Annotated in this window: 23 protein-coding genes; 9 read left to right on the forward strand and 14 right to left on the reverse strand. The window is 59.2% G+C overall.

Features of this window, described 5'->3' with window-relative positions; translation table 11 throughout:
* The 5 genes from mnmE to rpmH all read right to left on the reverse strand — a co-directional run bounded on the left by mnmE (position 1) and on the right by rpmH (position 3,930).
* Positions 1-1,371, reverse strand: coding sequence for a tRNA uridine-5-carboxymethylaminomethyl(34) synthesis GTPase MnmE (mnmE, locus tag HX821_RS05310; protein ID WP_134327611.1), 1,371 nt, complete (start codon positions 1,369-1,371; stop codon positions 1-3).
* A gap of 80 nt (positions 1,372-1,451) precedes the next feature.
* Complete coding sequence (yidC, locus tag HX821_RS05315; RefSeq protein ID WP_003213572.1) at positions 1,452-3,134, reverse strand: membrane protein insertase YidC; 1,683 nt, start codon at positions 3,132-3,134, stop codon at positions 1,452-1,454.
* 2 nt (positions 3,135-3,136) lie between these two features.
* Positions 3,137-3,382: a membrane protein insertion efficiency factor YidD gene (gene yidD, locus HX821_RS05320; protein ID WP_003213574.1), complete on the reverse strand. Its 246-nt coding sequence runs from the start codon at positions 3,380-3,382 to the stop codon at positions 3,137-3,139.
* Positions 3,375-3,779 (reverse strand): ribonuclease P protein component, encoded by a 405-nt coding sequence (rnpA, locus tag HX821_RS05325; RefSeq protein ID WP_010168490.1) that lies wholly within the window; start codon positions 3,777-3,779, stop codon positions 3,375-3,377. The genes yidD and rnpA overlap by 8 nt, the downstream gene beginning before the upstream one ends.
* 16 nt (positions 3,780-3,795) lie before the next feature.
* Complete coding sequence (gene rpmH / locus HX821_RS05330) at positions 3,796-3,930, reverse strand: 50S ribosomal protein L34 (protein WP_003213577.1); 135 nt, start codon at positions 3,928-3,930, stop codon at positions 3,796-3,798.
* A 585-nt stretch (positions 3,931-4,515) separates the two neighbouring features.
* Here rpmH and dnaA point away from each other — a divergent pair.
* Genes dnaA through gyrB form a run of 4 tightly spaced genes read left to right on the forward strand, consistent with a single transcriptional unit; the run spans position 4,516 to position 10,731 of the window.
* Entirely contained in the window at positions 4,516-6,036 is a 1,521-nt protein-coding gene (gene dnaA, locus HX821_RS05335) for a chromosomal replication initiator protein DnaA (RefSeq protein ID WP_177035377.1), read from the forward strand.
* A gap of 39 nt (positions 6,037-6,075) precedes the next feature.
* Positions 6,076-7,179 (forward strand): DNA polymerase III subunit beta, encoded by a 1,104-nt coding sequence (gene dnaN / locus HX821_RS05340; RefSeq protein WP_003213582.1) that lies wholly within the window; start codon positions 6,076-6,078, stop codon positions 7,177-7,179.
* A gap of 20 nt (positions 7,180-7,199) precedes the next feature.
* Positions 7,200-8,303, forward strand: a complete 1,104-nt coding sequence (gene recF, locus HX821_RS05345; protein WP_003213585.1) for a DNA replication/repair protein RecF — start codon at positions 7,200-7,202, stop codon at positions 8,301-8,303.
* A gap of 4 nt (positions 8,304-8,307) precedes the next feature.
* Complete coding sequence (gene gyrB / locus HX821_RS05350) at positions 8,308-10,731, forward strand: DNA topoisomerase (ATP-hydrolyzing) subunit B (protein WP_003213587.1); 2,424 nt, start codon at positions 8,308-8,310, stop codon at positions 10,729-10,731.
* A gap of 98 nt (positions 10,732-10,829) precedes the next feature.
* Here gyrB and HX821_RS05355 read toward each other — a convergent pair whose 3' ends face one another.
* Positions 10,830-11,552 (reverse strand): response regulator transcription factor, encoded by a 723-nt coding sequence (locus HX821_RS05355; protein ID WP_003213588.1) that lies wholly within the window; start codon positions 11,550-11,552, stop codon positions 10,830-10,832.
* Between the two features lie 173 nt (positions 11,553-11,725).
* On the opposite strand from HX821_RS05355, the gene HX821_RS05360 reads away from it, so the two are divergent.
* The 3 genes from HX821_RS05360 to HX821_RS05370 all read left to right on the forward strand — a co-directional run bounded on the left by HX821_RS05360 (position 11,726) and on the right by HX821_RS05370 (position 15,552).
* Complete coding sequence (locus tag HX821_RS05360) at positions 11,726-11,977, forward strand: hypothetical protein (RefSeq protein WP_003213590.1); 252 nt, start codon at positions 11,726-11,728, stop codon at positions 11,975-11,977.
* A gap of 269 nt (positions 11,978-12,246) precedes the next feature.
* Entirely contained in the window at positions 12,247-13,242 is a 996-nt protein-coding gene (locus tag HX821_RS05365) for a FecR domain-containing protein (RefSeq protein ID WP_256344268.1), read from the forward strand.
* 18 nt (positions 13,243-13,260) lie between these two features.
* On the forward strand, positions 13,261-15,552 hold the full coding sequence (locus HX821_RS05370) for a CHASE2 domain-containing protein (RefSeq protein WP_177035378.1): 2,292 nt from the start codon (positions 13,261-13,263) through the stop codon (positions 15,550-15,552).
* 180 nt (positions 15,553-15,732) lie between these two features.
* On the opposite strand, the gene HX821_RS05375 is transcribed toward HX821_RS05370, so the two are convergent.
* The 4 genes from HX821_RS05375 to glyQ all read right to left on the reverse strand — a co-directional run bounded on the left by HX821_RS05375 (position 15,733) and on the right by glyQ (position 20,131).
* Positions 15,733-16,503 (reverse strand): 1-acyl-sn-glycerol-3-phosphate acyltransferase, encoded by a 771-nt coding sequence (locus HX821_RS05375; protein ID WP_177035379.1) that lies wholly within the window; start codon positions 16,501-16,503, stop codon positions 15,733-15,735.
* Between the two features lie 84 nt (positions 16,504-16,587).
* A complete protein-coding gene (gmhB, locus tag HX821_RS05380) occupies positions 16,588-17,124 on the reverse strand; it encodes a D-glycero-beta-D-manno-heptose 1,7-bisphosphate 7-phosphatase (protein ID WP_177035380.1) in 537 nt (178 codons plus the stop codon).
* 2 nt (positions 17,125-17,126) lie between these two features.
* Positions 17,127-19,181, reverse strand: coding sequence for a glycine--tRNA ligase subunit beta (gene glyS, locus HX821_RS05385; RefSeq protein WP_003213599.1), 2,055 nt, complete (start codon positions 19,179-19,181; stop codon positions 17,127-17,129).
* Positions 19,178-20,131 carry a glycine--tRNA ligase subunit alpha gene (glyQ, locus tag HX821_RS05390; RefSeq protein ID WP_003213601.1) on the reverse strand — a complete coding sequence of 318 codons (954 nt, stop codon included), beginning with the start codon at positions 20,129-20,131 and terminating at the stop codon, positions 19,178-19,180. The genes glyS and glyQ overlap by 4 nt, the downstream gene beginning before the upstream one ends.
* An 81-nt stretch (positions 20,132-20,212) precedes the next feature.
* Between glyQ and HX821_RS05395 the strand changes: the two genes are divergently transcribed.
* Both HX821_RS05395 and HX821_RS05400 read left to right on the forward strand, forming a co-directional pair.
* Complete coding sequence (locus tag HX821_RS05395; protein ID WP_087694571.1) at positions 20,213-20,770, forward strand: DNA-3-methyladenine glycosylase I; 558 nt, start codon at positions 20,213-20,215, stop codon at positions 20,768-20,770.
* Positions 20,771-20,810: 40 nt separating this feature from the next.
* Positions 20,811-21,698: a lysophospholipid acyltransferase gene (locus HX821_RS05400; protein WP_003213605.1), complete on the forward strand. Its 888-nt coding sequence runs from the start codon at positions 20,811-20,813 to the stop codon at positions 21,696-21,698.
* Positions 21,699-21,832: 134 nt separating this feature from the next.
* Here HX821_RS05400 and HX821_RS05405 read toward each other — a convergent pair whose 3' ends face one another.
* From HX821_RS05405 to fmt, 4 genes are read right to left on the reverse strand one after another with little or no spacing between them, the layout of a single operon-like run.
* Entirely contained in the window at positions 21,833-22,144 is a 312-nt protein-coding gene (locus HX821_RS05405; RefSeq protein ID WP_003213608.1) for a lipopolysaccharide assembly protein LapB, read from the reverse strand.
* Between the two features lie 18 nt (positions 22,145-22,162).
* On the reverse strand, positions 22,163-23,536 hold the full coding sequence (trkA, locus tag HX821_RS05410; RefSeq protein ID WP_003213611.1) for a Trk system potassium transporter TrkA: 1,374 nt from the start codon (positions 23,534-23,536) through the stop codon (positions 22,163-22,165).
* 22 nt (positions 23,537-23,558) lie between these two features.
* A complete protein-coding gene (gene rsmB / locus HX821_RS05415; protein ID WP_177035381.1) occupies positions 23,559-24,869 on the reverse strand; it encodes a 16S rRNA (cytosine(967)-C(5))-methyltransferase RsmB in 1,311 nt (436 codons plus the stop codon).
* Complete coding sequence (gene fmt, locus HX821_RS05420; protein ID WP_003213615.1) at positions 24,866-25,825, reverse strand: methionyl-tRNA formyltransferase; 960 nt, start codon at positions 25,823-25,825, stop codon at positions 24,866-24,868. Before fmt ends, rsmB begins: the two co-directional genes overlap by 4 nt.
* Positions 25,826-25,861 lie beyond the last annotated feature (36 nt).

A 25,861-nucleotide genomic window follows, 5' to 3' on the forward strand; every position in this document is an offset into this window, starting at 1 on the left:
CTATTTCCCGATACAGAAGCTTGAAAAGATCCGCCCCAACAAATCATCGGAGCTGAATGCGCCGGTGATCTCACCCAACAGCTGCTGCGCCTGGCGTAAATCCTCAGCCAGCAGCTCACCGGCTCCTGCCAGCGTCAGTTGCGCACGGCCATGCTCGAGGGCGGCGCTGGCATGCCGCAGTGCCTCCAGGTGCCTGCGACGAGCGCTGAAGCTGCTTTCCGAAGTCTGCTCGTAGCCCATGCACGCTTTCAGATGATCGCGCAGCAGTTCCAGCCCTTCTCCTGCAGCCTTGGCACTCAAGCTGATTGTCACGTGGCCATCTTCACTGACTTCCAGGGCAATTGCCTCGCCCGTCAGGTCAGCCTTGTTGCGAATCAGCGTGACCTTGGCCGGGTCCGGCCGTTGTTCGAGGAATTCCGGCCACAGTGCGAACGGGTCTGCAGCCTCTGGCGCGGTGGCATCCACCACCAGCAACACGCGGTCAGCTTCCGTGATGGCCTTCAACGCGCGTTCCACCCCGATCTTTTCCACCTGGTCATCGGTGTCACGCAGTCCAGCGGTGTCCACCACATGCAGGGGCATGCCATCGATGTGGATATGTTCGCGCAGGATATCCCGCGTGGTGCCGGCGATCTCGGTGACGATCGCGGCCTCTCGCCCGGCCAGGGCATTGAGCAGGCTCGACTTGCCGGCGTTGGGACGGCCGGCAATCACCACGGTCATACCGTCACGCAGCAAGGCACCTTGCCCGGCTTCGCGCAGCACTGTGGATAACTCATCGCGAACCTTATCCAGCATCGCCAGGACATGGCCATCGGCAAGGAAGTCGATTTCTTCCTCCGGGAAATCAATCGCGGCCTCCACGTAGATGCGCAAGCTGATCAATTGCTCGGTGAGGTTATGCACACGCAGGGAAAACGCGCCCTGCAACGAGCGCAACGCATTGCGCGCAGCTTGTGCAGAGCTGGCTTCGATCAGGTCGGCAATCGCCTCGGCCTGGGCCAGGTCGAGTTTGTCGTTGAGGAACGCGCGTTCGCTGAATTCACCCGGACGTGCCAGGCGGCAACCCAACTGCAGGCAACGCTGCAGCAGCATGTCCAGAACGATCGGGCCGCCGTGGCCTTGCAGCTCCAGGACGTCTTCGCCGGTAAAGGAGTTCGGCCCCGGGAAATAAAGGGCGATACCTTCATCCAGCACTTCTTCATCAGCACCTAAAAACGGCCCGTAATGCGCATACCTCGGCTTCAGTTCCCGCCCGCTGATGGCCTGGGCCGCCACGCTGGCGAGCGGCCCGGAAATACGAACGATACCGACACCACCACGACCTTGAGCGGTGGCGACAGCGGCGATGGTTTCACGAGGAGCGCTCATGGCGGGTACCCGGATAAAAGTGACAGAAAGCAAAACGCCCCACTAGGGGGCGTCTTGAGTGGTGTTATCCACAGAGTAAATTACGCCTCGGCTTTTTTGGTAGCCGCTTCGATTTTACGTGTGATGTACCACTGTTGGGAGATCGACAGGCAGTTGTTGACCACCCAGTACAGCACCAGACCAGCCGGGAACCACAGGAAGAAGAAGGTGAAGATGATTGGCATCATTTTCATTACCTTGGCCTGCATCGGGTCCGGCGGAGTCGGGTTCAGGCGCTGCTGGATGAACATGGTCGCGCCCATGATGATCGGCAGGATAAAGAACGGGTCTTTGATCGACAGGTCAGTTATCCACAACATGAACGGAGCCTGGCGCATTTCCACGCTTTCCAGGAGCACCCAGTACAGCGACAGGAATACCGGCATCTGCACCAGAATCGGCAAGCATCCACCCAACGGGTTGATCTTCTCTTTCTTGTACAGCTCCATCATGGCCTGGGACATTTTCTGCCGGTCATCGCCATGTTGTTCTTTCAGCGCAGCCAGTTTCGGGGCCACGGCACGCATACGCGCCATCGACTTGTAGCTGGCGGCCGACAGTGGGAAGAAGATCCCCTTGATCAGCATGGTCAGCAGGATAATCGAGAAGCCCCAGTTACCCACAATGCTGTGGATATGTTGCAGCAGCCAGAAAATCGGCTGGGCAATGAACCACAGAATGCCGTAATCCACAGTCAGTTCCAGACCTGGGGATAACTCTTTGAGGACTGCCTGGCTCTTCGGACCGGCGTACAACGTGGCGCTGGCTTCAGCCTTGGCACCCGGAGCGACGGTCAACGTCGGGCCAGTAAAGCCAATGATGTAGTTGCCTTGGCTGTCTTTGCGGGTTTGAACCAGGTTGGCATCACCTTTGTTCGGGATCCATGCGGTCACGAAGTAGTGTTGCAACCAGGCAACCCAGCCACCTTGAACGGTTTCTTTCAGCGCGCCCTTGTCGATATCTTTCATCGACACTTTTTTGTACGGCTCGCTACTTGTCCACAGGGCTGCGCCCAGGTACGTCGCGGTGCCGGTGGCGGTGCTGGAAGAAGGATCGGCGCTGTTGTCACGCTTGAGCTGGGCAAACAGGTTGCCCGTCCACGGCTTCGCGCTTTCGTTGTCGATCAGGTAAGTGACTTTCAGATCGTACAAACCGCGGGTGAAGCTGAAACGCTTGATGTAGTTGACGCCGTCGTGACTGAATTTCAGGTCGACGTTCAACTGGTTCTGGCCATCGGCCAGTTGATAAGTCTTCTGTTCGGTCGAATAAACCGGACGACCGGTAGCACGAGCATCCGGACCGTCAGTACCGGTCAGGCCACTTTGCGCCAGATATACACGTTCGCCACCGTTATCGAACAGCTGGAACGGAACATCCGGATGGTCTTGGCGACGTGGATACAGCGGCAGCTTGAGCTGGGCGATATCACCACCCTGTGGGTCGATTGCCAGGTCCAGTACATCCGTTTTTACATGGATGAGGTCTTTATTGGTGACGACCGGGGTTTCTACCGGGGTACTGGTATCGGCATTCGCGCTGGGTACATCGGCACTGGCGGCAGCATTGTTACCCAGTGGCGTATCCGGAATAGCCGGCGCCGACTGATTGGTAGCAACATTCTGAGTCGGCAGGGCAGCTTGGCCATAATCCTGGTTCCACTTAAGAACCATAGAGTAGGACACGATTGCCAGGGCGACGATCAGGATCGTGCGTTTAATATCCATGATTACTCGGCCATCGAAGAAGAACGGGAGGTAGGGATAGGCGGAACCGGGTCATAACCACCGGGATTCCACGGATGACAGCGACCTAAACGACGAAAGGTCAGCCAGCCACCGCGCAGAAGGCCATGATTTTCTATGGCTTCCAACGCGTAGCAGGAACAACTGGGGTAGAAACGACAGTGGTTTGCCATCAGGGGACTAATGGCATAGCGGTAAAACTGGATCGGAACGAGGGCCAGTTTACGCATCAGTACTGTCTACCCCTACAGTTTCGGTGCTGACAGCTGGTGCTGGCTTGTTGGTACGAGCCAAACGTTTCCAGAGCTTGCCGAAATGCTGAATCAATTCGGGGTTTTCTACGTCCCCCAAGCCTTTGCGCGCGACGATAACAATATCCCAACCAACCAGAGTTTCCTGGTGGAGGCGAAACGATTCGCGCATCAGACGCTTGAGGCGATTGCGCTCAACGGAGAGCTTTACGCTCTTCTTGCCGATCACCAACCCGAGACGGGGGTGATCCAGATCGTTGTTACGCGCAAGGAGCAGGAGATTTTTCCCCGGAACCTTGCCGGTGGGGGAGTCAAAGACTGCCTTGAAATGCCGGGGGGTTAGCAGACGCTTTTCCCGACTGAAGTCCTGACTCACCACCAGTACCGGATTATCAAACTGCCAGACGCGCACGACCTTTGGCGCGGCGACGCGACAGGACAGCACGGCCGTTCTTGGTGGCCATGCGAGCACGGAAGCCGTGAGTACGGGCGCGTTTGATGGTGCTTGGTTGGAAAGTACGTTTCATGGCGTGTTACCTGGTTCGTCCACAACGGGCCGGAATGGCCCCCGTTTTAAGAGACCGGCGATTCTAGAGAAAGCAAGCCTCTAGGTCAATTTCCAACCAGCTTTTCCTTTAATTAGATATCTGGAGGCCTGCGGACCGAATCCGGGCGATTCGCCTTTCACGAGCAATGCCATAGATATAAAAATAAAGAAGGAAGTTATTTAAAGCTTTTCTGTAAAGCTTATAAAAGCTAGGCACCCCATCTTCTGTGGATAACTGCCTTTAGGCCATATTCTACGGGCTGTACAGAGAATGACAACACGGGGGAGAAACGGTGCTCTGCCTGTGCTGCGCTATCGGATAAGCTGTGTGTGGAATGGCTAGTTATCCACAGGCCAGTTACCCACAGACTTTCGACCCCACTTGTACAACGAGCTTAGGGGCGCTTATCCACAGAGCTTATGCACAGACCATTTGTCGCCTTTTTTACGGTTAAGGCATTGATTCTTGGCGCCCTGTGAGCAACCTACATGTGGATAAGTGGGCGGCTGGCCGCTACAATGGCGGCTGTTTTTGCCTCACCGGCTTTCAACTTAGGGGATATCCGTGTCAGTGGAACTTTGGCAGCAGTGCGTGGAGCTTTTGCGCGATGAGCTGCCTGCCCAGCAATTCAACACCTGGATCCGTCCGCTACAGGTCGAAGCCGAAGGCGACGAGTTGCGTGTCTACGCACCCAATCGTTTTGTTCTCGACTGGGTCAACGAGAAATACCTGAGCCGCGTTCTCGAATTGCTCGACGAACACGGCAACGGGCTTGCTCCGGTGCTCTCCTTATTAATAGGCAGCAAACGTAGCTCGGCACCTCGTGCTGCGCCGAATGCACCGTTGGCTGCCAGTGCCTCCCAGGCTCAGGCCGCTGCGGCACCTGTTAATAACTCGCCAGCCCCGGTCGCCCAGACGCCTTCGAAATCCTCGTCGCAGAAAAACGCGCCTATGAATGAAGAGCCGTCCCGCGACAGCTTTGACCCAATGGCCGGCGCCAGCTCACAACAGGCCCCGGTTCGTGCCGAACAGCGCACCGTCCAGGTAGAGGGTGCGCTCAAGCACACCAGCTATCTGAACCGCACGTTCACCTTTGAGAACTTTGTCGAAGGTAAATCCAACCAGCTGGCCCGCGCGGCTGCCTGGCAGGTCGCCGACAACCCCAAGCATGGTTACAACCCGCTCTTCCTTTATGGTGGCGTTGGCTTGGGTAAAACTCACTTGATGCACGCCGTGGGTAACCACCTATTAAAGAAGAACCCGAATGCCAAGGTCGTGTACCTGCATTCGGAGCGCTTCGTGGCCGATATGGTCAAGGCGTTGCAGCTCAACGCCATCAACGAGTTCAAGCGGTTCTACCGTTCCGTTGATGCCTTGCTGATCGATGACATTCAATTCTTCGCCCGCAAGGAACGTTCCCAGGAAGAGTTTTTCCACACGTTCAACGCGTTGCTCGAAGGTGGCCAGCAGGTCATCCTGACCAGTGACCGTTATCCGAAGGAAATCGAAGGCCTGGAAGAGCGCCTGAAGTCGCGCTTCGGCTGGGGCCTGACCGTAGCGGTAGAACCGCCGGAGCTTGAAACCCGCGTCGCGATCCTGATGAAAAAGGCCGACCAGGCCAAAGTCGACCTGCCGCACGACGCCGCGTTCTTTATCGCCCAGCGCATTCGCTCCAACGTGCGTGAACTGGAAGGCGCACTCAAGCGGGTCATCGCTCACTCGCACTTCATGGGTCGTGACATCACCATCGAGCTGATTCGCGAATCCCTGAAAGACCTGCTGGCGTTGCAAGACAAGCTGGTGAGTGTGGATAACATCCAGCGCACCGTGGCCGAGTATTACAAGATCAAGATTTCCGACCTGCTGTCCAAGCGCCGTTCGCGCTCGGTAGCACGTCCCCGCCAGGTAGCGATGGCGCTCTCCAAAGAGCTGACCAACCACAGCCTGCCGGAAATTGGTGATGTGTTTGGCGGTCGCGACCACACCACGGTCTTGCACGCGTGCCGCAAGATCAACGAACTTAAGGAATCCGACGCGGATATTCGCGAGGACTACAAGAACCTGCTGCGTACACTGACTACTTGATGAACACCAGCGCAGCTTATTAAGGCAAGGGACTAGACCATGCATTTCACCATTCAACGCGAAGCCCTGTTGAAACCCCTGCAACTGGTCGCAGGCGTCGTCGAGCGCCGACAGACCTTGCCGGTGCTTTCCAACGTATTGCTGGTTGTCGAAGGCCAGCAATTGTCCTTGACCGGTACCGACCTGGAAGTCGAGCTGGTCGGTCGCGTCCAGCTCGAAGAGCCCGCCGAACCCGGCGAGATCACCGTGCCGGCGCGCAAGCTGATGGACATCTGCAAAAGCCTGCCCAACGACGCGCTGATCGACATCAAGGTTGATGAGCAAAAGCTGGTGGTCAAGGCCGGTCGCAGCCGTTTCACCCTGTCGACCTTGCCGGCCAACGACTTCCCGACCGTGGAGGAAGGCCCAGGCTCGCTGACCTGCAGCCTGGAACAAAGCCGACTGCGCCGTTTGATCGAGCGCACCAGTTTCGCCATGGCCCAGCAGGACGTGCGTTATTACCTTAACGGCATGCTGCTGGAAGTCTCCGAAGGCATCATCCGCGCCGTAGCCACCGACGGTCACCGACTGGCCATGTGCTCGATGAAAGCCGATATCGGTCAGCCGGATCGCCACCAGGTGATCGTGCCGCGTAAAGGTATTCTGGAGCTCGCGCGCCTGCTGACTGAGCCGGATGGCAATGTCAGTATCGTGCTGGGCCAGCACCACATCCGCGCGACCACTGGCGAGTTCACCTTCACTTCCAAGCTGGTTGACGGCAAGTTCCCGGATTACGAGCGCGTTCTGCCTAAAGGCGGCGACAAGCTGGTGATCGGTGATCGTCAGGCCCTGCGTGAAGCGTTCAGCCGTACCGCTATTCTTTCCAACGAGAAATACCGTGGTATCCGCCTGCAATTGGCCAACGGCCAACTGAAAATCCAGGCGAATAACCCTGAGCAGGAAGAAGCGGAAGAAGAAGTGGGCGTCGACTACAACGGCGGCAACCTGGAAATCGGCTTCAACGTCAGCTACCTGTTGGACGTGCTGGGCGTGATGACCACTGAACAGGTTCGCCTGATTCTGTCTGACTCCAACAGCAGCGCCCTGGTACAAGAATCCGACAACGATGACTCGGCTTACGTTGTCATGCCGATGCGCCTGTAATCATGTTCAGCAGAAGCTAGATGTCCCTCAGTCGCGTCTCGGTCACCGCGGTGCGCAATTTGCACCCGGTGACCTTCTCCCCCTCCCCCCGCATCAATATCCTCCACGGCGCCAACGGCAGTGGCAAAACCAGCGTGCTGGAAGCCATTCACCTGCTGGGGCTCGCTCGTTCCTTTCGCAGTGCCCGCTTGTTGCCGGTGATTCAGTACGAGCAACTGGCGTGCACAGTATTTGGCCAAGTCGAATTGGCCGAAGGCGGTCATAGCAGCCTGGGAATTTCTCGTGATCGTCAGGGGGAGTTTCAAATCCGCATCGATGGGCAGAATGCTCGTAGTGCTGCGCAGCTGGCAGAAATCCTGCCACTGCAACTGATCAACCCGGACAGCTTCCGCTTGCTGGAAGGCGCGCCAAAAATCCGCAGGCAATTCCTCGATTGGGGAGTGTTCCACGTGGAACCGCGTTTCATGGCCACTTGGCAGCGCCTGCAGAAGGCCCTGCGGCAGCGGAACTCATGGCTGCGGCATGGTACACTTGACGCCGCTTCACAAGCTGCTTGGGACCGGGAACTGTGCCTGGCCAGCGCTGAAATAGATGAATACCGCCGCGCCTATATCAAAGCCTTGAAACCAGTCTTTGAGCAGACCTTGAGCGAGTTACTTGAACTCGAGGGGCTGACGTTGAGCTACTACCGTGGTTGGGACAAAGACCGGGAACTGAGTGCAGTGCTCGCGACGTCCTTGCAACGGGATCAGCAAATTGGTCACACCCAGGCCGGACCACAACGGGCTGATTTGCGCCTTAGATTGGGCGCACATAATGCTGCGGATATCTTGTCCCGCGGTCAGCAGAAGTTGGTGGTCTGCGCTTTGCGTATCGCCCAGGGGCATCTGGTTAGCCAGGCCCGGCGCGGGCAATGTATTTATCTGGTGGATGACTTGCCGTCCGAACTGGACGAGCAGCACCGCCGCGCGTTATGCCGCTTGTTGGAAGACTTACGCTGCCAGGTGTTTATCACCTGTGTAGACCACGAATTATTGAGGGAAGGCTGGCAGACGGAAACGCCAGTCGCTTTGTTCCACGTGGAACAAGGCCGTATCACCCAGACCCACGACCATCGGGAGTGAAGGCATGAGCGAAGAAAATACGAATACGTACGACTCGACCAGCATTAAAGTGCTTAAAGGTTTGGATGCCGTACGCAAACGTCCCGGTATGTACATCGGTGATACCGATGATGGCAGCGGTCTGCACCACATGGTGTTCGAGGTGGTCGATAACTCGATCGACGAAGCTTTGGCCGGTCACTGCGACGACATCAGCATCATCATCCACCCGGACGAATCCATCACCGTACGCGACAACGGTCGCGGCATTCCGGTAGATGTGCATAAAGAAGAAGGCGTTTCGGCGGCAGAGGTCATCATGACCGTGCTCCACGCCGGCGGTAAGTTCGACGATAACTCCTATAAAGTATCCGGCGGTTTGCACGGTGTAGGTGTTTCGGTAGTAAACGCCCTTTCTGAAGAGCTGATCCTGACTGTACGTCGTAGCGGCAAGATCTGGGAACAGACTTACGTTCATGGTGTTCCACAGGAACCGATGAAAATCGTCGGTGACAGCGAAAGCACTGGTACGCAGATTCACTTCAAGCCTTCGGCTGAAACCTTCAAGAACATCCACTTCAGCTGGGACATTCTGGCCAAGCGGATTCGTGAACTGTCTTTCCTGAACTCCGGTGTGGGTATCGTCCTCAAGGACGAACGCAGCGGCAAGGAAGAGCTGTTCAAGTACGAAGGCGGTCTGCGTGCGTTCGTTGAATACCTGAACACCAACAAGACCGCGGTCAATCAGGTGTTCCACTTCAACATCCAGCGTGAAGACGGCATCGGCGTAGAAATCGCCCTGCAGTGGAACGACAGCTTCAACGAGAACCTGTTGTGCTTCACCAACAACATTCCTCAGCGCGATGGCGGTACTCACCTGGTGGGTTTCCGTTCTGCACTGACGCGTAACCTGAACACCTACATCGAAGCGGAAGGCTTGGCGAAGAAACACAAAGTCGCCACCACCGGTGACGATGCCCGCGAAGGCCTGACCGCCATTATCTCGGTCAAGGTTCCGGATCCGAAGTTCAGCTCCCAGACCAAAGACAAGCTGGTGTCCTCCGAAGTGAAGACAGCGGTCGAACAGGAAATGGGCAAGTACTTCTCCGACTTCCTGCTGGAAAACCCGAACGAAGCCAAGCTGGTTGTCGGCAAGATGATCGACGCAGCACGGGCTCGTGAAGCGGCGCGTAAAGCCCGTGAGATGACGCGTCGTAAAGGTGCGCTGGATATCGCCGGCCTGCCGGGCAAACTGGCTGACTGCCAGGAGAAAGACCCTGCCCTCTCCGAACTGTACCTGGTGGAAGGTGACTCTGCTGGCGGTTCCGCCAAGCAGGGTCGCAACCGTCGCACCCAGGCCATCCTGCCGTTGAAGGGTAAGATCCTCAACGTCGAGAAGGCGCGTTTCGACAAGATGATTTCCTCGCAGGAAGTCGGCACCTTGATCACCGCCCTGGGCTGTGGCATCGGCCGCGATGAGTACAACATCGACAAGCTGCGCTACCACAACATCATCATCATGACCGATGCTGACGTTGACGGTTCGCACATCCGCACCCTGCTGCTGACGTTCTTCTTCCGTCAGTTGCCGGAGTTGATCGAGCGTGGCTACATCTACATCGCCCAGCCGCCGTTGTACAAAGTGAAAAAAGGCAAGCAAGAGCAATACATCAAAGACGACGACGCCATGGAAGAGTACATGACGCAGTCGGCCCTGGAAGATGCGAGCCTGCACTTGAACGACGAAGCCCCGGGCATCTCCGGTGAAGCGTTGGAGCGCCTGGTAAACGACTTCCGCATGGTGATGAAGACCCTCAAGCGTTTGTCGCGCCTGTACCCTCAGGAGCTGACCGAGCACTTCATCTACCTGCCATCCGTCAGCCTGGAACAGTTGGGTGATCATGCCCACATGCAGGCTTGGTTGGCCCAGTACGAAGTCCGCCTGCGTACCGTTGAAAAATCCGGCCTGGTCTACAAAGCCAGCCTGCGTGAAGACCGTGAACGTAACGTCTGGCTGCCAGAGGTCGAACTGATCTCCCACGGCCTGTCGAACTACGTCACCTTCAACCGCGACTTCTTCGGCAGCAACGACTACAAGACGGTTGTTACCCTCGGCGCGCAACTGAGCACCCTGCTGGACGACGGTGCTTACATTCAGCGTGGCGAGCGCAAGAAAGCGGTCAAAGAGTTCAAGGAAGCCCTGGACTGGTTGATGGCGGAAAGCACCAAGCGCCATACCATTCAGCGATACAAAGGTCTGGGCGAAATGAACCCGGATCAGCTGTGGGAAACCACCATGGACCCAGCCCAGCGTCGCATGCTGCGCGTGACCATCGAAGACGCCATTGGCGCGGACCAGATCTTCAACACCCTGATGGGTGATGCGGTCGAGCCTCGTCGTGACTTCATCGAGAGCAATGCCCTGGCGGTTTCCAACCTGGACTTCTGATCAGGTTGCAGCGCAAAAACAAAAAAGGCCAACGCTTAGCGTTGGCCTTTTTTATGGGCTGGATATGAGCATTTTATAAATGCTCCACGTGGAACATCTCAGTCCTCGGAAGCCGCCGTCACACTCTCCAACCGATATCCGTACCCATAGATCGTCAGCAACTGCCAACCCCGATCCGCCGTCAGCCCGAGCTTATTCCGCAGCCGATAAATATGCGTATCCAGCGGCCGCGACGACACCATCTCCTCATGGGTCCAGAACCGTTCATACAGGTACTCTCGAGACAGCGGCCGCGCCAGGTTCTCAAACAGGCACCGCGCCAGGCGGTATTCGCGCTCCGTCAGGCTGATGGGTTTTCCCGCCCTGCTCACCGTGAGTTCAGCATCATCAAAGGTCAGGTCATTGAAGGTATGCACCTCACTGGCTGCAGACTTCTGCAACCCGTGGCGACGCAGAACGGCATTCACCCGAGCCTTAAGCTCATTGGGACGAAACGGCTTGCTGACGTAATCATCGGCACCACTGTTCAGCGCCTGGACGATATCGCTCTCGGCATCGCGGCTGGTAAGCATGATGGCGGCTGGCGGCGCTTCCATGTGCTCGCGGGTCCAGCGCAGCAATGCCAGGCCACTGAGGTCGGGCAGTTGCCAGTCAAGGATCAGCAAGTCGAAGGTCTCGCGGCGCAGTTGTCGCAGCAGGTCTTCTCCACGCTCGAAGCAGTGCAGGGTCCATGGCTGATCCGCAGCGCTGGGGATTTGTCGCAGTGTCTGTTCCACCCGCCGCAGTTCAGCAGGTTCGTCATCCAGTATTGCGACACGCATGGCAGGGTCCTTTCTTATTGAAGAATGCGGGCATCGAATCTGAACAATTATGGCCAGATTCTCAGGCCCTCTGAATCTCTCGGTACGCTGATATCAAATGGCCGCAAGCCATTGGAAATCGTCAACACCCAAGCTGGGAAGATACCGGCTCGAGACCTTCAGGAAAAGGATCAATGGCAATCTGGTTTTATGCTGTTTCGAGACGTATGGCCGTTCTGGGGAAGGTTGATGTATGGGGAAGACTGGTATTGGTGGTGATGGTTGCTACGCTGGGCACGGAAACGGTCGGGGCCAATAAGCCGGCGATACCTATGCCGTTCGAGGAACGGCAGACTTTGAGTGAGCCCGGCAATGGCATGGGCTTCGCCCGTTCACCGTTTCAGCAACTCAGCGAACAGCAGCAGACCCAACGTTGGGTATTTTAAGTACCCGCAAATCTGAACAAATGTTGCGAATCGGTCCGATGCACCTATGTTGTAGGTAAATTCGCTCTCGCTGGATGACACACGGATTGGAGCGACGGAGGTGCTCCGACACAGGGACGTGTCATCTTCTGCAATGGATCTCACGCTCCCAGATATTTCGGCTATCGACTGGATACCTCATCGAGTATCGTAGACGGTACTCAAGGTCTTCCCGCTGCAAGACGCTGCCTGAAAGTGCTTTCTGATGACCCATTAGAACTAGAATCTTGATGAGCGCCATGACCTTTTTCCCTTGCCGATTCCGCTCTGCCGCTACTACGCTGTTGAGTTCGGGCCTGATCGTTACGCTTGGCGTAGTGAGTCTTCCGGCCTTGGCACGCCCTTCCCCTCCCCGTGCACCCTATATCGACGACAACCGGATGTGCCGCGCGCAACCGCTTCCGGCAGTGGTGCAGCACCTCACGGGTGAAGCCTGGAAACTGGATGCCAAGGGTGTGTCCACGGCCCTGGAAGAAGGCATGTTCATCGATGAACAAGAAAGCGTAAAAACCTCATCGGGCGCATTTGTCAGCCTGTTGCTGGGGGACGGCTCGCGGATTGTCTTGCCCTCCAGCTCCCAGGTCCGATTGCATCTGGTCGAGGAGCAATCCATTCCCCAGGTGATTCTTGAAGAAGGTCAGGTCGAGGCTTACGTGATCAAGCGTGCCAGCGACTATGACCGTTTCCAGATCATGACCCCGGTGGGCGTTCTGGGGGTACGCGGCACGCATTTCCGTGTACGTAACGATGGCGAACAATCGCTGGTGGAAGTACTCAACGGGCTAGTGGCGGTCAATCGTGATGACGCTCCACCGAGCCCGCGCCCTATCAAGAAGAAGCCCATTACCGGTCCAGTCTCTGGTGAAGTAAAGGTTGGTGCGCGGCAGGGCCTCGCGTTCAAGAAACAAGGCGAACTAAAACCCGTGGAACTGCTTGATGCGCCACGGTTGGTCGGCCAGGACGGCCAAAAGGGCGATGCGCCTGTCTGGACCCTGTTCCTGCGGCCATTGGCCGGGGCCCAACGCTACCGGGCCCAGGTCGCGACCGATAAGGAGTTTCTGAACATCAAGCAGGAAAACTTCTCCGACAAGCCGCAAATGCGCTTCACTGGGCTGAAAGCATCGTTCTATCACGTTCGCTTGTCGGCATATGATGAACACGGGCTTGAGGGAGAAACCGGGGTTTATGACATTTTCTATTACCCACCCGCGAACCGCGTGCAGTAGTGCCCTGGACGCGAGCCGGTGAGGCTGTGGCACAGGGCTGAAAAGCGCCAACCGACTCAGGCTCAGCGGCTGTTCAATGGCCTGGTGCGCGAATGGCTGTGGGTCAGCCTGTTGCTATTACCCATCACGGCCTTCCTGTCCCTGAGCCCTGGCCTGGCCCTCAATAACCCGCTGTATGACAGCCTCCGCCGGCTGGCGCCTTTATCGGTGGATCCACGCATCCTGCTGGTAACGATCGACGACCGAAGCCTGAAGGAGCTCGGCCAATGGCCGTGGTCCCGACGTGTGCATGCCGACCTGCTTGATCGGCTGAGCGCCGCCAAGCCTGCCGGCATCCTGTTTGATGTGATCTTCAGCGAGCCCGCCCGGGAGCCAGCCAATGACCTGCGCCTGGCCGAGGCTATGTGCAACGCTGGCAACGTCCTGTTGCCTTTGATTCGTGAAGGCTCGCCGCGCTACGGCCAGCCTGTGGCGCAAATCCTGCCCGTGTTGCCCTTGCGTGATTGCGCCCGTAGCGTCGGCCATATCAACGTGGAAGCGGACAGCGACGGCATCGTTCGAAGCCTGTATTTGCGTGAAGGTCCACCCGGTAATTTGACACCGCAGTTAGCCTGGCTGGCGTTTGAACTGAGCGGCCAGCCATCCGGAATGCCGGGCGCACCTGGTCCGTCGGAAAGCTCCAGCTGGCAGCGGGAAAATGCCATTCGAATTCCTTTTATTGCCAGTCATGCTGGCTTTCCCAGCGTGCCGTATATCAGTGTCTTGCGCGGGGAGGTGCCATCCGAGTTGCTGCGCGACCGCTTGATCCTGATTGGCGCTACGGCACCGGGCATGGGCGACCGTTATGTCACGCCGCTTTCGGCCAGTGTCGGCACCACCCCGGGCGTGGAGATCCAGGCAAATATTCTCAATGGCTTGCTGCAAGGGCGCAGTATTGTCGATCTGCCCGTGTGGATGGCGACGCTACTGGCCACCGCGATGGTCGCGGTGCTGTTGGGCCTTCTGCTGTTTCGCCCGCGTTATGCACTGTGGCTGACCCTCGGTTGCATGGGGGCTGCGCTTCTGGGTTCTTGGGGCCTGTTGCGCCTGGGCCATTGGTGGTCGCCGGCAGCAAGTCTGGTTGGCATGTTGCTCAGCTATCTGATCTGGAACTGGCGGCGCCTGAGCGTGATCCTGGCCTACTTCGGCTGGGAACTGGCACGCCTGGACAACGAACCCAAAGTGCTCCCGGAGCGCCGTCGAGCGCCCGCCAGCCAGGGTGATGTATTGCAGGGACGAATCTTCGCCCTCGAACAAGCGGTCAGCCGTACCCGGGACACTCGTCGCTTCATGGCCGATGGGCTGGAATGTTTGCCTGTAGCAACCTTGATTACCGATCCCAGGGGCAACGTCCTGCTGGCCAATCGAATTGCCCGCGATGTGTTCGGCAATGAACTGGTGGCCGAAAACCTCTTGGATCAGCTAGCCGCATTAGGTTACCCACCGCTGCAGGACGGTGTTCGCCCTGCCCTGTCGACGCTGGAGATTGTCGAGTTCCGCGACACCCTTGACCGCAGCCTGCGCCTCGACCTGGCGCCGCTGCTGCCTGCAGACGGTGACGTGGCCCTGGGCTGGCTGCTGAGCCTCACAGACCTGAGCATTGAGCGTGATGCCCAGCAGCAACGGGAGACCCTGCTGCGCTTTCTGTCCCATGACTTGCGTGCGCCGCATTCGGCGATCCTGGCCCTGTTGGATGTTCAGGACACCGCCGCGCCGATATTTGCGCAGATCGAACAACAAGTCCGCCGTGCCCTGAACCTGACCGAATCATTCGTGCAGTTGGCGAAAGCCGAATCCGATGGCTACCAATTCCAGCCCAGCCTGTTCGCCATGTTGGTGCTCGACGCATTTGATCAACTCGCAGTGCACGCCCAGTTGAAAGGCATTCGCCTGGTCCATCACCTGGATGAAGACGGCGAAGAAATGGTCTGGGCGGATCAATCGCTGCTGACCCGCGCCTTATTCAACCTGTTGGAAAATGCGGTGAAATACAGCCCATCGGGCACCACCGTTACGTTAAGCCTGACCCGCCATGAAGACGCGTTGGAGTGCCGCATCAGCGACCAGGGGCGAGGAATCTCCCCGCAGGATTTGCCCGAACTCTTCGCTCAATACCGACGCTTCGCCTCGGCTCAGGGCAGTGAAGGATTGGGGTTGGGGCTGACCATGGTCAAGGCCGTCGTGGATCGTCACGGTGGGAGAATTCGCTGCGAAAGCGAGGTGGATAAAGGTACGACCTTCATCCTTCAGCTGCCATTGTGGCGAGACTGAATCGCGGCTTTTCACCTGTGCATAAAAAACCGGTCTCAAGGACCGGTTTTTTAATGCGGGAAAAACTTATGCACCTTTTCCGCTGTTTTATGAGCTTGGGAAATATGTAAGTAAATCAGCAGCCTATAAGCCAAAAAGAGCAATTCGCCAACAAACCGTACACAGGTTATCCACAGAAACTCAAATCACCGGCGTGTCGACCACAACCGGCTCCGGCGGCAACGAACCCATGGCCCTTTGTTGCGCTTCATTCCATGCCTGGGCACGGTCGTTCAGCGCTGCAATGGCACGTGGGCCTTCGCCCTCGGCATACATGGGCTCGCCAATGATTACAGTGATGGTGCCTTCACGCTTGGCCCAGCCGGTCTTTGGCCAGAACTTGCCGGCATTGTGAGCAATCGGCAGCACCGGCAGCCGGGCGTTCACCGCCAGGGCCGTACCGCCACGTGAGAACTTGCCCACAGTGCCGTAGGGCACGCGTGTGCCTTCAGGGAAGATCAGCACCCAAACCCCATCCTTCAACAGCTCATCGCCCTTCTTGGCCACATGCTTGAGTGCGGCCTTGGGGTTGTCGCGGTCGATGGCGATCGGTCGCAGCATGGCCATGGCCCAGCCGAAGAATGGCACGTACAGCAGCTCACGCTTGAGCACTTGGCTCAGGGGCGAGAAATACGCAGACAGGAAAAAGGTTTCCCAGGTGCTCTGGTGGTTCGACAGAATCACACAAGGCTGGTCCGGGACGTTTTCGGCGCCCTTGATCTCGAAACGAATGTTCAGGAACACCTTGGTCAACCACAGCGCGCAGTTGCACCAAAAGACGTTGATGAAACGATAGCGCGCCTTGAACGGCAGGAAAGGCGCGATAAAAAAGCTCAGGGTGCACCAGAGAAAAGAGCTGGTGCCCAACAGCAGGTAAAAGAAGAAGGTTCTGATGGCCTGCAAAATCGACATGGCGGCATTTACCGTTGCGGGACAACGCCCGCCTGTTAAAAGCGCGCTCCCGAACAGTCCTTGGTCAGGAAGTCAGAAGGGCTGCTAGTTGTTGATAAGTTCTGCGGCAACCGCCGCCAGATCGTCAAAAATCAAAGTACCTACCGGCAGGGTTTTAGCCTGGGTCTTTTCGCCTTTCCCGGTTTTTACCAAAACTGGCTGAGAGTCGACGGCTTTGGCGGCTTCCAGGTCACCGAGGCTGTCCCCGACAAACCATAGCCCAGCCAACGGCACGTCGTAATGTTCAGCAATAGTTTTAAGCATACCCGGTTTGGGCTTGCGGCAATCGCAGCCTTCATCCGGACCGTGCGGGCAATACACCACCAGCCCTACGTCACCGCCCTGCTCGGCCACCAGCGTGCGCAGGCGCGCGTGCATGGCGTCGAGGGTGGCGATGTCGTAGTAGCCGCGGGCGATGCCGGACTGGTTGGTGGCGATGGCCACTGTCCAGCCCGCTTTGCTCAACTGCGCGATGGCCTCGATCGAGCCGGGCAGTGGAATCCATTCCGCCACCGATTTGATGTAAGCGTCGGAGTCGTAATTGATCACTCCGTCCCGGTCGAGAATCAGCAGTTTCAACATGGTCAGCTCAGCACGGAAATGTCAGCGATATTGATGAACAGGCCGCGCAGGCGCGCCAGCATGGCGTAGCGGTTTTTCCGCACGCCCGCGTCTTCGGCATTGATCATCACCGCTTCGAAGAACGCATCCACCGGCTCACGCAACGTGGCCAGGCGCGCCAAGGCTTCGGCGTAGTTGCGTTCGGCGATCAGCGGCTTCACTGCATTTTCTGCCTTGGCGATGGCCGAGTTCAGCGAGAACTCCTTGGCATCGGCAAACAGGCCCGGGTCGACTTCGGCATTGCCGAGGTTGTCGGCCTTGCTCAGCAGGTTCGACACACGCTTGTTCACGGCGGCCAGGGCACCGGCTTCCGGCAGCTTGCGGAAGGCCTGTACGGCCTGCACACGCTGGTCGAAGTCCAGCGCCGAACCTGGTTGCAGGGCACGTACCGACAGGTACACCGAAACGTCCACACCTTCGTCTTCGTAACGCGCACGCAGACGGTCGAACACGAACTCCAGCACTTGCTCGGCCAGGCCCGCTTGCTTGACCTTGGCACCGAACTGGCCAACCGCAAACACCACGGCCTGGGTCAGGTCGAGGTCGAGCTTCTTGTCGATCAGGATGCGCAGCACGCCCAGGGCCGCACGGCGCAGCGCATACGGGTCTTTGCTGCCGGTAGGCAACATGCCGATACCGAAGATACCGACGAGGGTATCCAGCTTGTCAGCGATGGCCACGGCCGCACCGGTGAGGGTGGTCGGCAGCTCGGCGCCGGCACCGCGCGGCATGTACTGCTCGTTCAGCGCGAGGGCGACGTCTTGCGGCTCGCCATCATTCAGGGCGTAGTAGTAACCGGCAACACCTTGCATCTCCGGGAACTCGCCGACCATCTCGGTGGCCAGGTCGCACTTGGACAGCAGGCCGGCACGCGCAGCCCAGGCAGCATCGCCACCAATGCGTGGCGCGATGTAGGCCGCCAGCTTGGAAACCCGTACGGCCTTGTCGTATACGCTGCCGAGTTTTTCCTGGAACACCACGTTCTGCAGGCGCAGGTTGAAGTCTTCGAGCTTCTGCTTCTTGTCTTGCTTGAAGAAGAACTCGGCGTCAGTCAGGCGCGGGCGAACGACTTTTTCGTTACCGGCGATGATCTGCTGCGGGTCCTTGCTTTCGATGTTGGCCACGGTGATGAAGCGCGGCAGCAGCTTGCCGTCGACGTCCAGCAGGCAGAAATACTTCTGGTTGTCCTGCATGGTGGTGATCAGCGCTTCCTGCGGCACGTCGAGGAAACGCTCCTCGAACGAGCACACCAGCGGCACTGGCCATTCAACCAAAGCGGTCACTTCGTCCAGCAGGCTTGGCGGCACGATGGCGGTGCCTTCCTGCAGACGGGCCAGCTCTTCGGTACGCTTGCTGATCAGCTCGCGGCGCTCATTGGCATCCGCCAGCACATAGGCTGCACGCAGGTCATTGAGGTAGTTGGCGGGCGCGGTGATGCGCACGGCTTCCGGATGGTGGAAGCGGTGGCCACGTGAATCACGGCCGGCCTTCTGGGCGAGGATGGTGCAGTCGATGACCTGGTCACCGAGCAGCATCACCAGCCATTGGGTCGGGCGCACGAACTCTTCCTTGCGGGCACCCCAGCGCATGCGCTTGGGAATCGGCAGGTCGTTCAGCGAGTCTTCAACGATGGTCGGCAACAGGCTGGCGGTCGGCTTGCCGGTGATGACCTGGCTGAAACGCAGCTTCGGGCCACTCTGGTCGATTTCGCTCAGCTCGACGCCACACTTCTTGGCAAAACCAAGGGCGGCTTGAGTCGGGTTGCCTTCAGCATCGAAGGCGGCCTGGCGTGGCGGGCCGTCGAGGTTGATGCTGCGGTCCGGCTGCTGAGTTTCCAGTGCGGTGAGCAACACAGCCAGTCGGCGCGGCGCGGCGTAGACTTTTTTTGCGGCGAACTTCAGGCCAGCGGTTTGCAGGCCTTTTTCGATACCGGCCAGGAATGCGTCGGCCAGGGTATTCAGTGCCTTGGGTGGCAGCTCTTCGGTGCCCAGTTCAACCAGGAAATCTTGAGCACTCATTGTGCAGCCTCCAGCTTAGCCAACACTTCATCACGCAGGTCCGGGGTGGCCATCGGGAAGCCCAGCTTGGCGCGAGCCAACAGGTAGGCTTGGGCGACGGAACGCGCCAGGGTGCGTACACGCAGGATGTATTGCTGGCGCGCAGTTACCGAGATGGCACGACGGGCGTCCAGCAGGTTGAAGGTGTGGGATGCCTTCAGAACCATTTCATAGCTTGGCAACGGCAGCGGCTGATCCAGTTCGATCAGGCGCTTGGCTTCGCTTTCATAGAAGTCGAACAGTTCGAACAGCTTCTCGACGTTCGCGTGTTCGAAGTTGTAGGTCGACTGCTCCACTTCGTTCTGGTGGAACACGTCGCCGTAGGTCACCTTGCCGAACGGGCCGTCAGCCCACACCAGGTCGTAGACCGAGTCCACGCCTTGCAGGTACATGGCCAGGCGCTCGAGACCGTAGGTGATCTCGCCGGTCACCGGGTAGCACTCGATGCCGCCGGCTTGCTGGAAGTAAGTGAACTGTGTCACTTCCATGCCGTTGAGCCAGACTTCCCAGCCCAGGCCCCAGGCGCCCAGGGTTGGCGATTCCCAGTTGTCTTCGACGAAACGGATGTCGTGGACCAGCGGGTCCAGGCCGACATGTTTCAACGAGCCCAGGTACAGCTCCTGGAAGTTGTCCGGGTTTGGCTTCAGAACCACCTGGAACTGGTAGTAGTGCTGCAGGCGGTTCGGGTTTTCGCCGTAGCGGCCGTCAGTCGGGCGACGACTGGGCTGCACATAAGCGGCGTTCCAGGTTTCCGGGCCGATGGCCCGCAGGAAGGTAGCGGTGTGGAAAGTGCCGGCGCCTACTTCCATATCGTAGGGCTGAAGTACCACACAACCTTGCTCGGCCCAGTATTGCTGGAGGGCGAGGATCAAGTCTTGGAAGGTACGCACGGCTGGCGTAGGCTGGCTCACGAAATTCACCTGTTACTTGGGCTGCGATTTAAAGAGCGGGAGTATACCCGATTCGGCCGCGCCACCATCCCCTGGAGCCTTATGCCACGCTGCTTTTGGTGTTCTGAAGATCCGCTGTACATGGCTTATCACGATCAGGAGTGGGGAACGCCGCTGCGCGATGCGCAGGGACTGTTCGAGTTGCTTTTGCTCGAAGGGTTCCAGGCGGGCCTGTCCTGGATCACCGTTTTACGCAAACGCGAGCATTATCGAAAGGTCTTGTTCGGCTTTGATGCGCAGCGTCTGGCCCAACTGAGCGATGCCGAGATCGAAGCGCTGATGCTCGATCCGGGCATCGTGCGTAACCGCCTGAAACTCAATGCCACCCGGCGCAATGCCGCCGCCTGGCTGGCGCTGCAGGACCCCGTGGAGTTTCTGTGGTCGTTTGTGGGCGGCGTGCCCAAGGTCAATCATTTCAAGGACCGCAGCCAGGTCCCGGCCATTACGCCGGAGGCTGAGGCCATGAGCAAAGCCTTGAAAAAAGCCGGCTTCACCTTCGTCGGGCCGACCATCTGCTACGCGTTCATGCAGGCCTCGGGCATGGTCATGGACCACACTCAGGACTGCGACCGTTACGCGGACCTCGCCAACGCCGGTTAGAATGGCGGTTTTGCGCACCACACACGATCAGGAGTGACCTGTGGAAAAGTTTAAAGGCGCCTTGCTGGTAGGCGCTCTTCGGTTGTTTGCCCTGCTGCCCTGGCGCGCGGTGCAAGCGGTCGGTTCGGCAATTGGCTGGATCATGTGGAAAACCCCCAACCGTTCCCGCGAGACGGTGCGGATCAACCTGTCCAAATGCTTCCCGGACATGGATCCGGCCGAGCGCGAGCGTCTCGTTGGACGCAGCCTGATGGACATCGGCAAGTCCCTGACCGAAAGCGCCTGCGCCTGGATCTGGCCGGCCCAGCGTTCCATCGACCTGGTGCGCGAGGTCGAAGGCCTGGAAGTGCTGCACGAAGCCCTGGCCTCGGGCAAAGGCGTGGTCGGTATCACCAGCCACCTGGGCAACTGGGAAGTGTTGAACCACTTCTATTGCAGCCAGTGCAAACCGATCATTTTCTACCGCCCGCCGAAGCTCAAGGCGGTGGATGACTTGCTGCGCAAACAGCGGGTGCAACTGGGTAACCGCGTGGCGGCGTCCACCAAGGAAGGCATCCTCAGCGTCATCAAGGAAGTGCGCAAAGGCGGCCAGGTGGGGATTCCTGCGGATCCGGAGCCGGCGGAATCGGCCGGGATCTTCGTGCCGTTCTTCGCCACCCAGGCGCTGACCAGCAAGTTCGTGCCGAACATGCTGGCGGGGCACAAGGCGGTCGGGGTGTTCCTGCATGCCCTGCGGCTGCCGGATGGCTCGGGCTACAAAGTGATCCTGGAAGCGGCGCCGGAAGACATGTACAGCACCGATACAGCCACTTCGTGTGCGGCGATGAGCAAGGTGGTGGAGCGCTATGTGGGGGCTTACCCGAGCCAGTACATGTGGAGCATGAAACGCTTCAAGAAACGCCCGCCGGGTGAGGCGCGGTGGTATTGATGTACGGCTGACTCAAGGTTGGCACAAAACAAAATGTGGGAGCGGGCTTGCTCGCGAAGGCGGTGTATCAGACACAAATTCGGTGACTGACACGACGCCTTCGCGAGCAAGCCCGCTCCCACATTGGGTTCTGCTTAAGCCTGGCGGTCGAGTTTCTTCAGGAATACGGTCATTTCCTTTTCGGCCTGCTTGTCGCCATGTGCCAGGGCCGCTTCAATACCCTTCTCCCAAGCTAACCGCGCTGCAGCGTTATCACCCTGCCCCAGCTGCGCCTTGCCCAACAGCTTCCACGCCGCCGAATACTTCGGATCGAACTCGACGCATTTCTGCAAATGCTCGGCCGCCTTGGCGTTGTCCTTCAGATCAAGATAACCCTTGCCCAAACCAAACCGCAGCAGTGAGTTATCCACGCCCTTGGCGAGCATTTTTTCCAGGGATTCGAGCATGTCGGTCACTCCGTTTGATCAGAAAAAGCTCAGGCCCACGTGGAACAGCTTCTCCACATCGCGGATATGTTTTTTATCCACAAGGAACAGAATCACGTGGTCGCCCGTGGCGATCACCGTGTCGTCGTGGGCGATGATCACTTCTTCATCGCGAATGATTGCGCCGATGGTGGTGCCCGGCGGCAGGCCGATATCGCGGATCGCCTTGCCAATCACCTTGCTCGATTTTGAATCACCGTGGGCAATCGCCTCGATGGCTTCCGCCGCACCCCGGCGCAACGAGTGCACACTGACGATATCGCCGCGCCGCACGTGGGCTAGCAAGGTGCCGATGGTCGCCAGTTGCGGGCTGATGGCGATGTCGATATCGCCGCCCTGGATCAGGTCGACGTAGGCCGGGTTGTTGATGATGGTCATCACCTTCTTCGCCCCCAGCCGCTTGGCCAGCAACGACGACATGATGTTGGCTTCGTCATCGTTGGTCAGGGCCAGGAAGATATCGGCGTCGGCGATGTTTTCTTCCAGCAGCAGATCACGATCCGAGGCGCTGCCCTGCAGGACCACGGTGCTGTCGAGGGTGTCGGACAAATACCGGCAGCGTGCCGGATTCATCTCGATGATCTTCACCTGGTAGCGGCTTTCGATGGCCTCGGCCAAGCGCTCACCGATCTGCCCGCCGCCGGCGATGACGATGCGTTTATAGGTCTCATCCAGACGGCGCATTTCGCTCATCACCGCGCGAATGTTCGCTTTGGCGGCGATGAAAAACACCTCGTCGTCAGCCTCGATCACCGTATCGCCCTGGGGCAGGATCGGCCGGTCGCGACGGAAGATCGCCGCCACCCGCGTCTCGACGTTGGGCATGTGCTCGCGCAACTGGCGCAGTTGCTGGCCCACCAACGGCCCGCCGTAGTAGGCCTTGACCGCCACCAGCTGTGCCTTGCCTTCGGCGAAGTCGATCACCTGCAAGGCGCCCGGGTGTTCGATCAGGCGCTTGATGTAATGGGTCACCACCTGTTCCGGGCTGATCAGCACATCGACCGGGATCGCGTCGTTGTCGAACAGTCCGGCGCGGGTCAGGTACGCGGCCTCACGCACTCGGGCGATCTTGGTCGGAGTGTGAAACAGGGTGTGGGCGACCTGGCAGGCAACCATGTTGGTCTCGTCACTATTGGTGACTGCCACCAGCATGTCGGCATCGTCGGCACCGGCCTGGCGCAGCACTGTAGGAAACGAGGCGCGGCCTTGTACGGTACGGATGTCCAAACGGTCGCCCAAATCCCGCAGGCGCTCCGCGTCGGTGTCGACCACGGTGATATCGTTGGCTTCGCTGGCCAAATGCTCGGCCAGCGTACCGCCAACCTGCCCTGCGCCGAGGATGATGATTTTCATCCGGTCACTCCCTTAAAACCATTCAGCCGCGAGCGGCGGCAATCTTGATCAGCTTGGCGTAATAGAACCCGTCGTGGCCGCCTTCCTGGGCCAGCAACTGGCGGCCATGAGGCTGCTTGATCCCGGCCTGGATGTCGAGGTCCAGTTCCCGTGCGCCGCTGGTGCGAGTAAGGAAGGCTTCGATGACTTCAGTGTTTTCGGTAGGCAGCGTCGAGCAGGTGGCGTACAGCAGGATGCCGCCTACTTCGAGGGTCGGCCACAACGCGTCCAGCAACTCGCCTTGCAGCACGGCCAGGGCGGCGATGTCGTCGGGTTGGCGGGTCAGCTTGATGTCCGGGTGGCGGCGGATCACGCCGGTGGCGGAGCACGGTGCGTCCAGCAGGATGCGCTGGAACGGCTTGCCGTCCCACCAGGTGGCGGTGTCGCGGCCGTCGGCGGCGATCAGCTCGGCGCTGAGGCCCAGACGGGCGAGGTTTTCCCGCACACGCACCAGGCGCTTGGCTTCCAGGTCGACGGCGACGACACCGGCCAGGTCCGCTTGCACTTCCATGATGTGGCAGGTCTTGCCGCCGGGGGCGCAACAGGCGTCCAGTACGCGTTGGCCCGGGGCCAGGTCCAGCAGGTCGGCGGCCAGTTGAGCGGCTTCGTCCTGCACGCTGATCCAGCCTTCGGCGAACCCGGGCAGGTTACGTACATCGCCCGGTTCTGTAAGAACGATGCCGTCCTGGCTGTAGACGCAGGCCGTGGCCGCTACACCGGCTTCGCCAAGCAATGTGAGATAAGCGTCGCGGGTGTGATGACGGCGATTGACCCGCAGGATCATCGGCGGGTGCGCGTTGTTGGCCGCGCAGATGGCTTCCCACTGCTCGGGCCAGAACGCCTTCAGGGATTTTTGCAGCCAGCGCGGGTGGGCGGTGCGCACCACCGGGTCATGTTCCAGCTCGGCCAGCAGCGCTTCGCTTTCGCGCTGGGCGCGGCGCAGCACGGCGTTGAGCAGGGCCTTGGCCCAAGGCTTTTTCAGCTTGTCGGCGCAACCGACGGTTTCGCCGATTGCCGCGTGGGCCGGCACGCGGGTGTAGAGCAGTTGATACAGGCCCACCAGCAGCAGCGCCTCGACATCGGCGTCCGCCGCCTTGAACGGCTTTTGCAGCAGCTTGGCCGCCAGCGCCGATAAACGTGGCTGCCAGCGGGCGGTACCGAAGGCCAGGTCCTGAGTAAAGCCGCGATCGCGGTCTTCGACTCTATCCAGTTGGGTCGGCAACGAACTATTGAGGGAAGCCTTGCCGTTGAGCACGGCGGCCAGGGCCTTGGCGGCGGCCAGACGTGGGTTCATTGCGCGTCCACCGCTTGGCCGAGGACGATGCCAACGGCAAATTTCTCACGGCGGCTGTTGAACAAATCGCTGAAGTTCAGCGCCTTGCCGCCGGGCAATTGCAGACGGGTCAGACACAGCGCCTGTTCACCGCACGCTACCAACAGGCCGTCCTTGCTGGCGCCGATGATCTCGCCGGGGGCGCCCTTGCCTTCGGCCAGGGTGGCGGCCAGTACTTTCAAGGCCTCGCCATTGAGCGTGCTGTGGCAGATCGGCCACGGGTTGAAGGCACGCACCAGACGCTCCAGCTCAACGGCCGGGCGGCTCCAGTCGATGCGGGCTTCATCCTTGTTCAATTTGTGGGCGTAGGTGGCGAGGCTGTCGTCCTGAACTTCACCTTGCAGAGTGCCGGCAGCCAGGCCTGCGATGGCCTGGACGACAGCCGGCGGGCCCATTTCGGCGAGGCGATCATGCAGGCTGCCGCCGGTGTCTTGCCCGGTGATCGGGGTGGTGACTTTCAGCAGCATCGGCCCGGTGTCCAGGCCTGCTTCCATGCGCATCACGGTCACCCCGCTTTGCGCATCACCGGCTTCGACGGCACGCTGGATCGGTGCCGCGCCACGCCAGCGAGGCAGCAGCGAGGCGTGGCTGTTGATGCAGCCCAGGCGCGGGATATCCAGCACAGCCTGGGGCAGGATCAAGCCGTAGGCCACCACCACCAGCAGGTCTGGCTTCAGCGCAGCCAGTTCGGCCTGGGCATCGGCGTTGCGCAGGGTCGGCGGCTGCAGCACCACAATGTTGTTTTCCAGTGCCAGCTGCTTGACCGGGCTGGGCATCAGTTTTTGCCCACGACCGGCCGGGCGATCGGGCTGGGTGTAGACCGCCACGATTTCATAAGGGCTGGCGAGCAGGGCCTTGAGGTGTTCGGCGGCGAATTCGGGGGTGCCGGCAAAAACGATGCGCAGTGGCTCGGTCATGGGAAACGTCTCACAAAAGAAAAAGGCTTGCCGGAG

The organism is Pseudomonas sp. B6001 (genome assembly GCF_013386015.1).
Lineage (GTDB): Bacteria > Pseudomonadota > Gammaproteobacteria > Pseudomonadales > Pseudomonadaceae > Aquipseudomonas.

What these genes read in the sequence shown, in the direction of transcription:
- trkA (WP_003213611.1), bottom strand. Translation starts at nt 23,536, where the DNA reads ATGAAAATCATCATCCTCGGCGCAGGGCAGGTTGGCGGTACGCTGGCC.
- gyrB (WP_003213587.1), top strand. Translation starts at nt 8,308, where the DNA reads ATGAGCGAAGAAAATACGAATACGTACGACTCGACCAGCATTAAAGTG.
- HX821_RS05375 (WP_177035379.1), bottom strand. Translation starts at nt 16,503, where the DNA reads ATGTCGATTTTGCAGGCCATCAGAACCTTCTTCTTTTACCTGCTGTTG.
- fmt (WP_003213615.1), bottom strand. Translation starts at nt 25,825, where the DNA reads ATGACCGAGCCACTGCGCATCGTTTTTGCCGGCACCCCCGAATTCGCC.
- yidC (WP_003213572.1), bottom strand. Translation starts at nt 3,134, where the DNA reads ATGGATATTAAACGCACGATCCTGATCGTCGCCCTGGCAATCGTGTCC.
- glyS (WP_003213599.1), bottom strand. Translation starts at nt 19,181, where the DNA reads ATGAGTGCTCAAGATTTCCTGGTTGAACTGGGCACCGAAGAGCTGCCA.
- HX821_RS05360 (WP_003213590.1), top strand. Translation starts at nt 11,726, where the DNA reads ATGGCAATCTGGTTTTATGCTGTTTCGAGACGTATGGCCGTTCTGGGG.
- mnmE (WP_134327611.1), bottom strand. Translation starts at nt 1,371, where the DNA reads ATGAGCGCTCCTCGTGAAACCATCGCCGCTGTCGCCACCGCTCAAGGT.
- yidD (WP_003213574.1), bottom strand. Translation starts at nt 3,382, where the DNA reads ATGCGTAAACTGGCCCTCGTTCCGATCCAGTTTTACCGCTATGCCATT.
- recF (WP_003213585.1), top strand. Translation starts at nt 7,200, where the DNA reads ATGTCCCTCAGTCGCGTCTCGGTCACCGCGGTGCGCAATTTGCACCCG.
- HX821_RS05395 (WP_087694571.1), top strand. Translation starts at nt 20,213, where the DNA reads ATGCCACGCTGCTTTTGGTGTTCTGAAGATCCGCTGTACATGGCTTAT.
- rsmB (WP_177035381.1), bottom strand. Translation starts at nt 24,869, where the DNA reads ATGAACCCACGTCTGGCCGCCGCCAAGGCCCTGGCCGCCGTGCTCAAC.
- rpmH (WP_003213577.1), bottom strand. Translation starts at nt 3,930, where the DNA reads ATGAAACGTACTTTCCAACCAAGCACCATCAAACGCGCCCGTACTCAC.
- gmhB (WP_177035380.1), bottom strand. Translation starts at nt 17,124, where the DNA reads ATGTTGAAACTGCTGATTCTCGACCGGGACGGAGTGATCAATTACGAC.
- HX821_RS05365 (WP_256344268.1), top strand. Translation starts at nt 12,247, where the DNA reads ATGAGCGCCATGACCTTTTTCCCTTGCCGATTCCGCTCTGCCGCTACT.
- dnaN (WP_003213582.1), top strand. Translation starts at nt 6,076, where the DNA reads ATGCATTTCACCATTCAACGCGAAGCCCTGTTGAAACCCCTGCAACTG.
- HX821_RS05355 (WP_003213588.1), bottom strand. Translation starts at nt 11,552, where the DNA reads ATGCGTGTCGCAATACTGGATGACGAACCTGCTGAACTGCGGCGGGTG.
- HX821_RS05405 (WP_003213608.1), bottom strand. Translation starts at nt 22,144, where the DNA reads ATGCTCGAATCCCTGGAAAAAATGCTCGCCAAGGGCGTGGATAACTCA.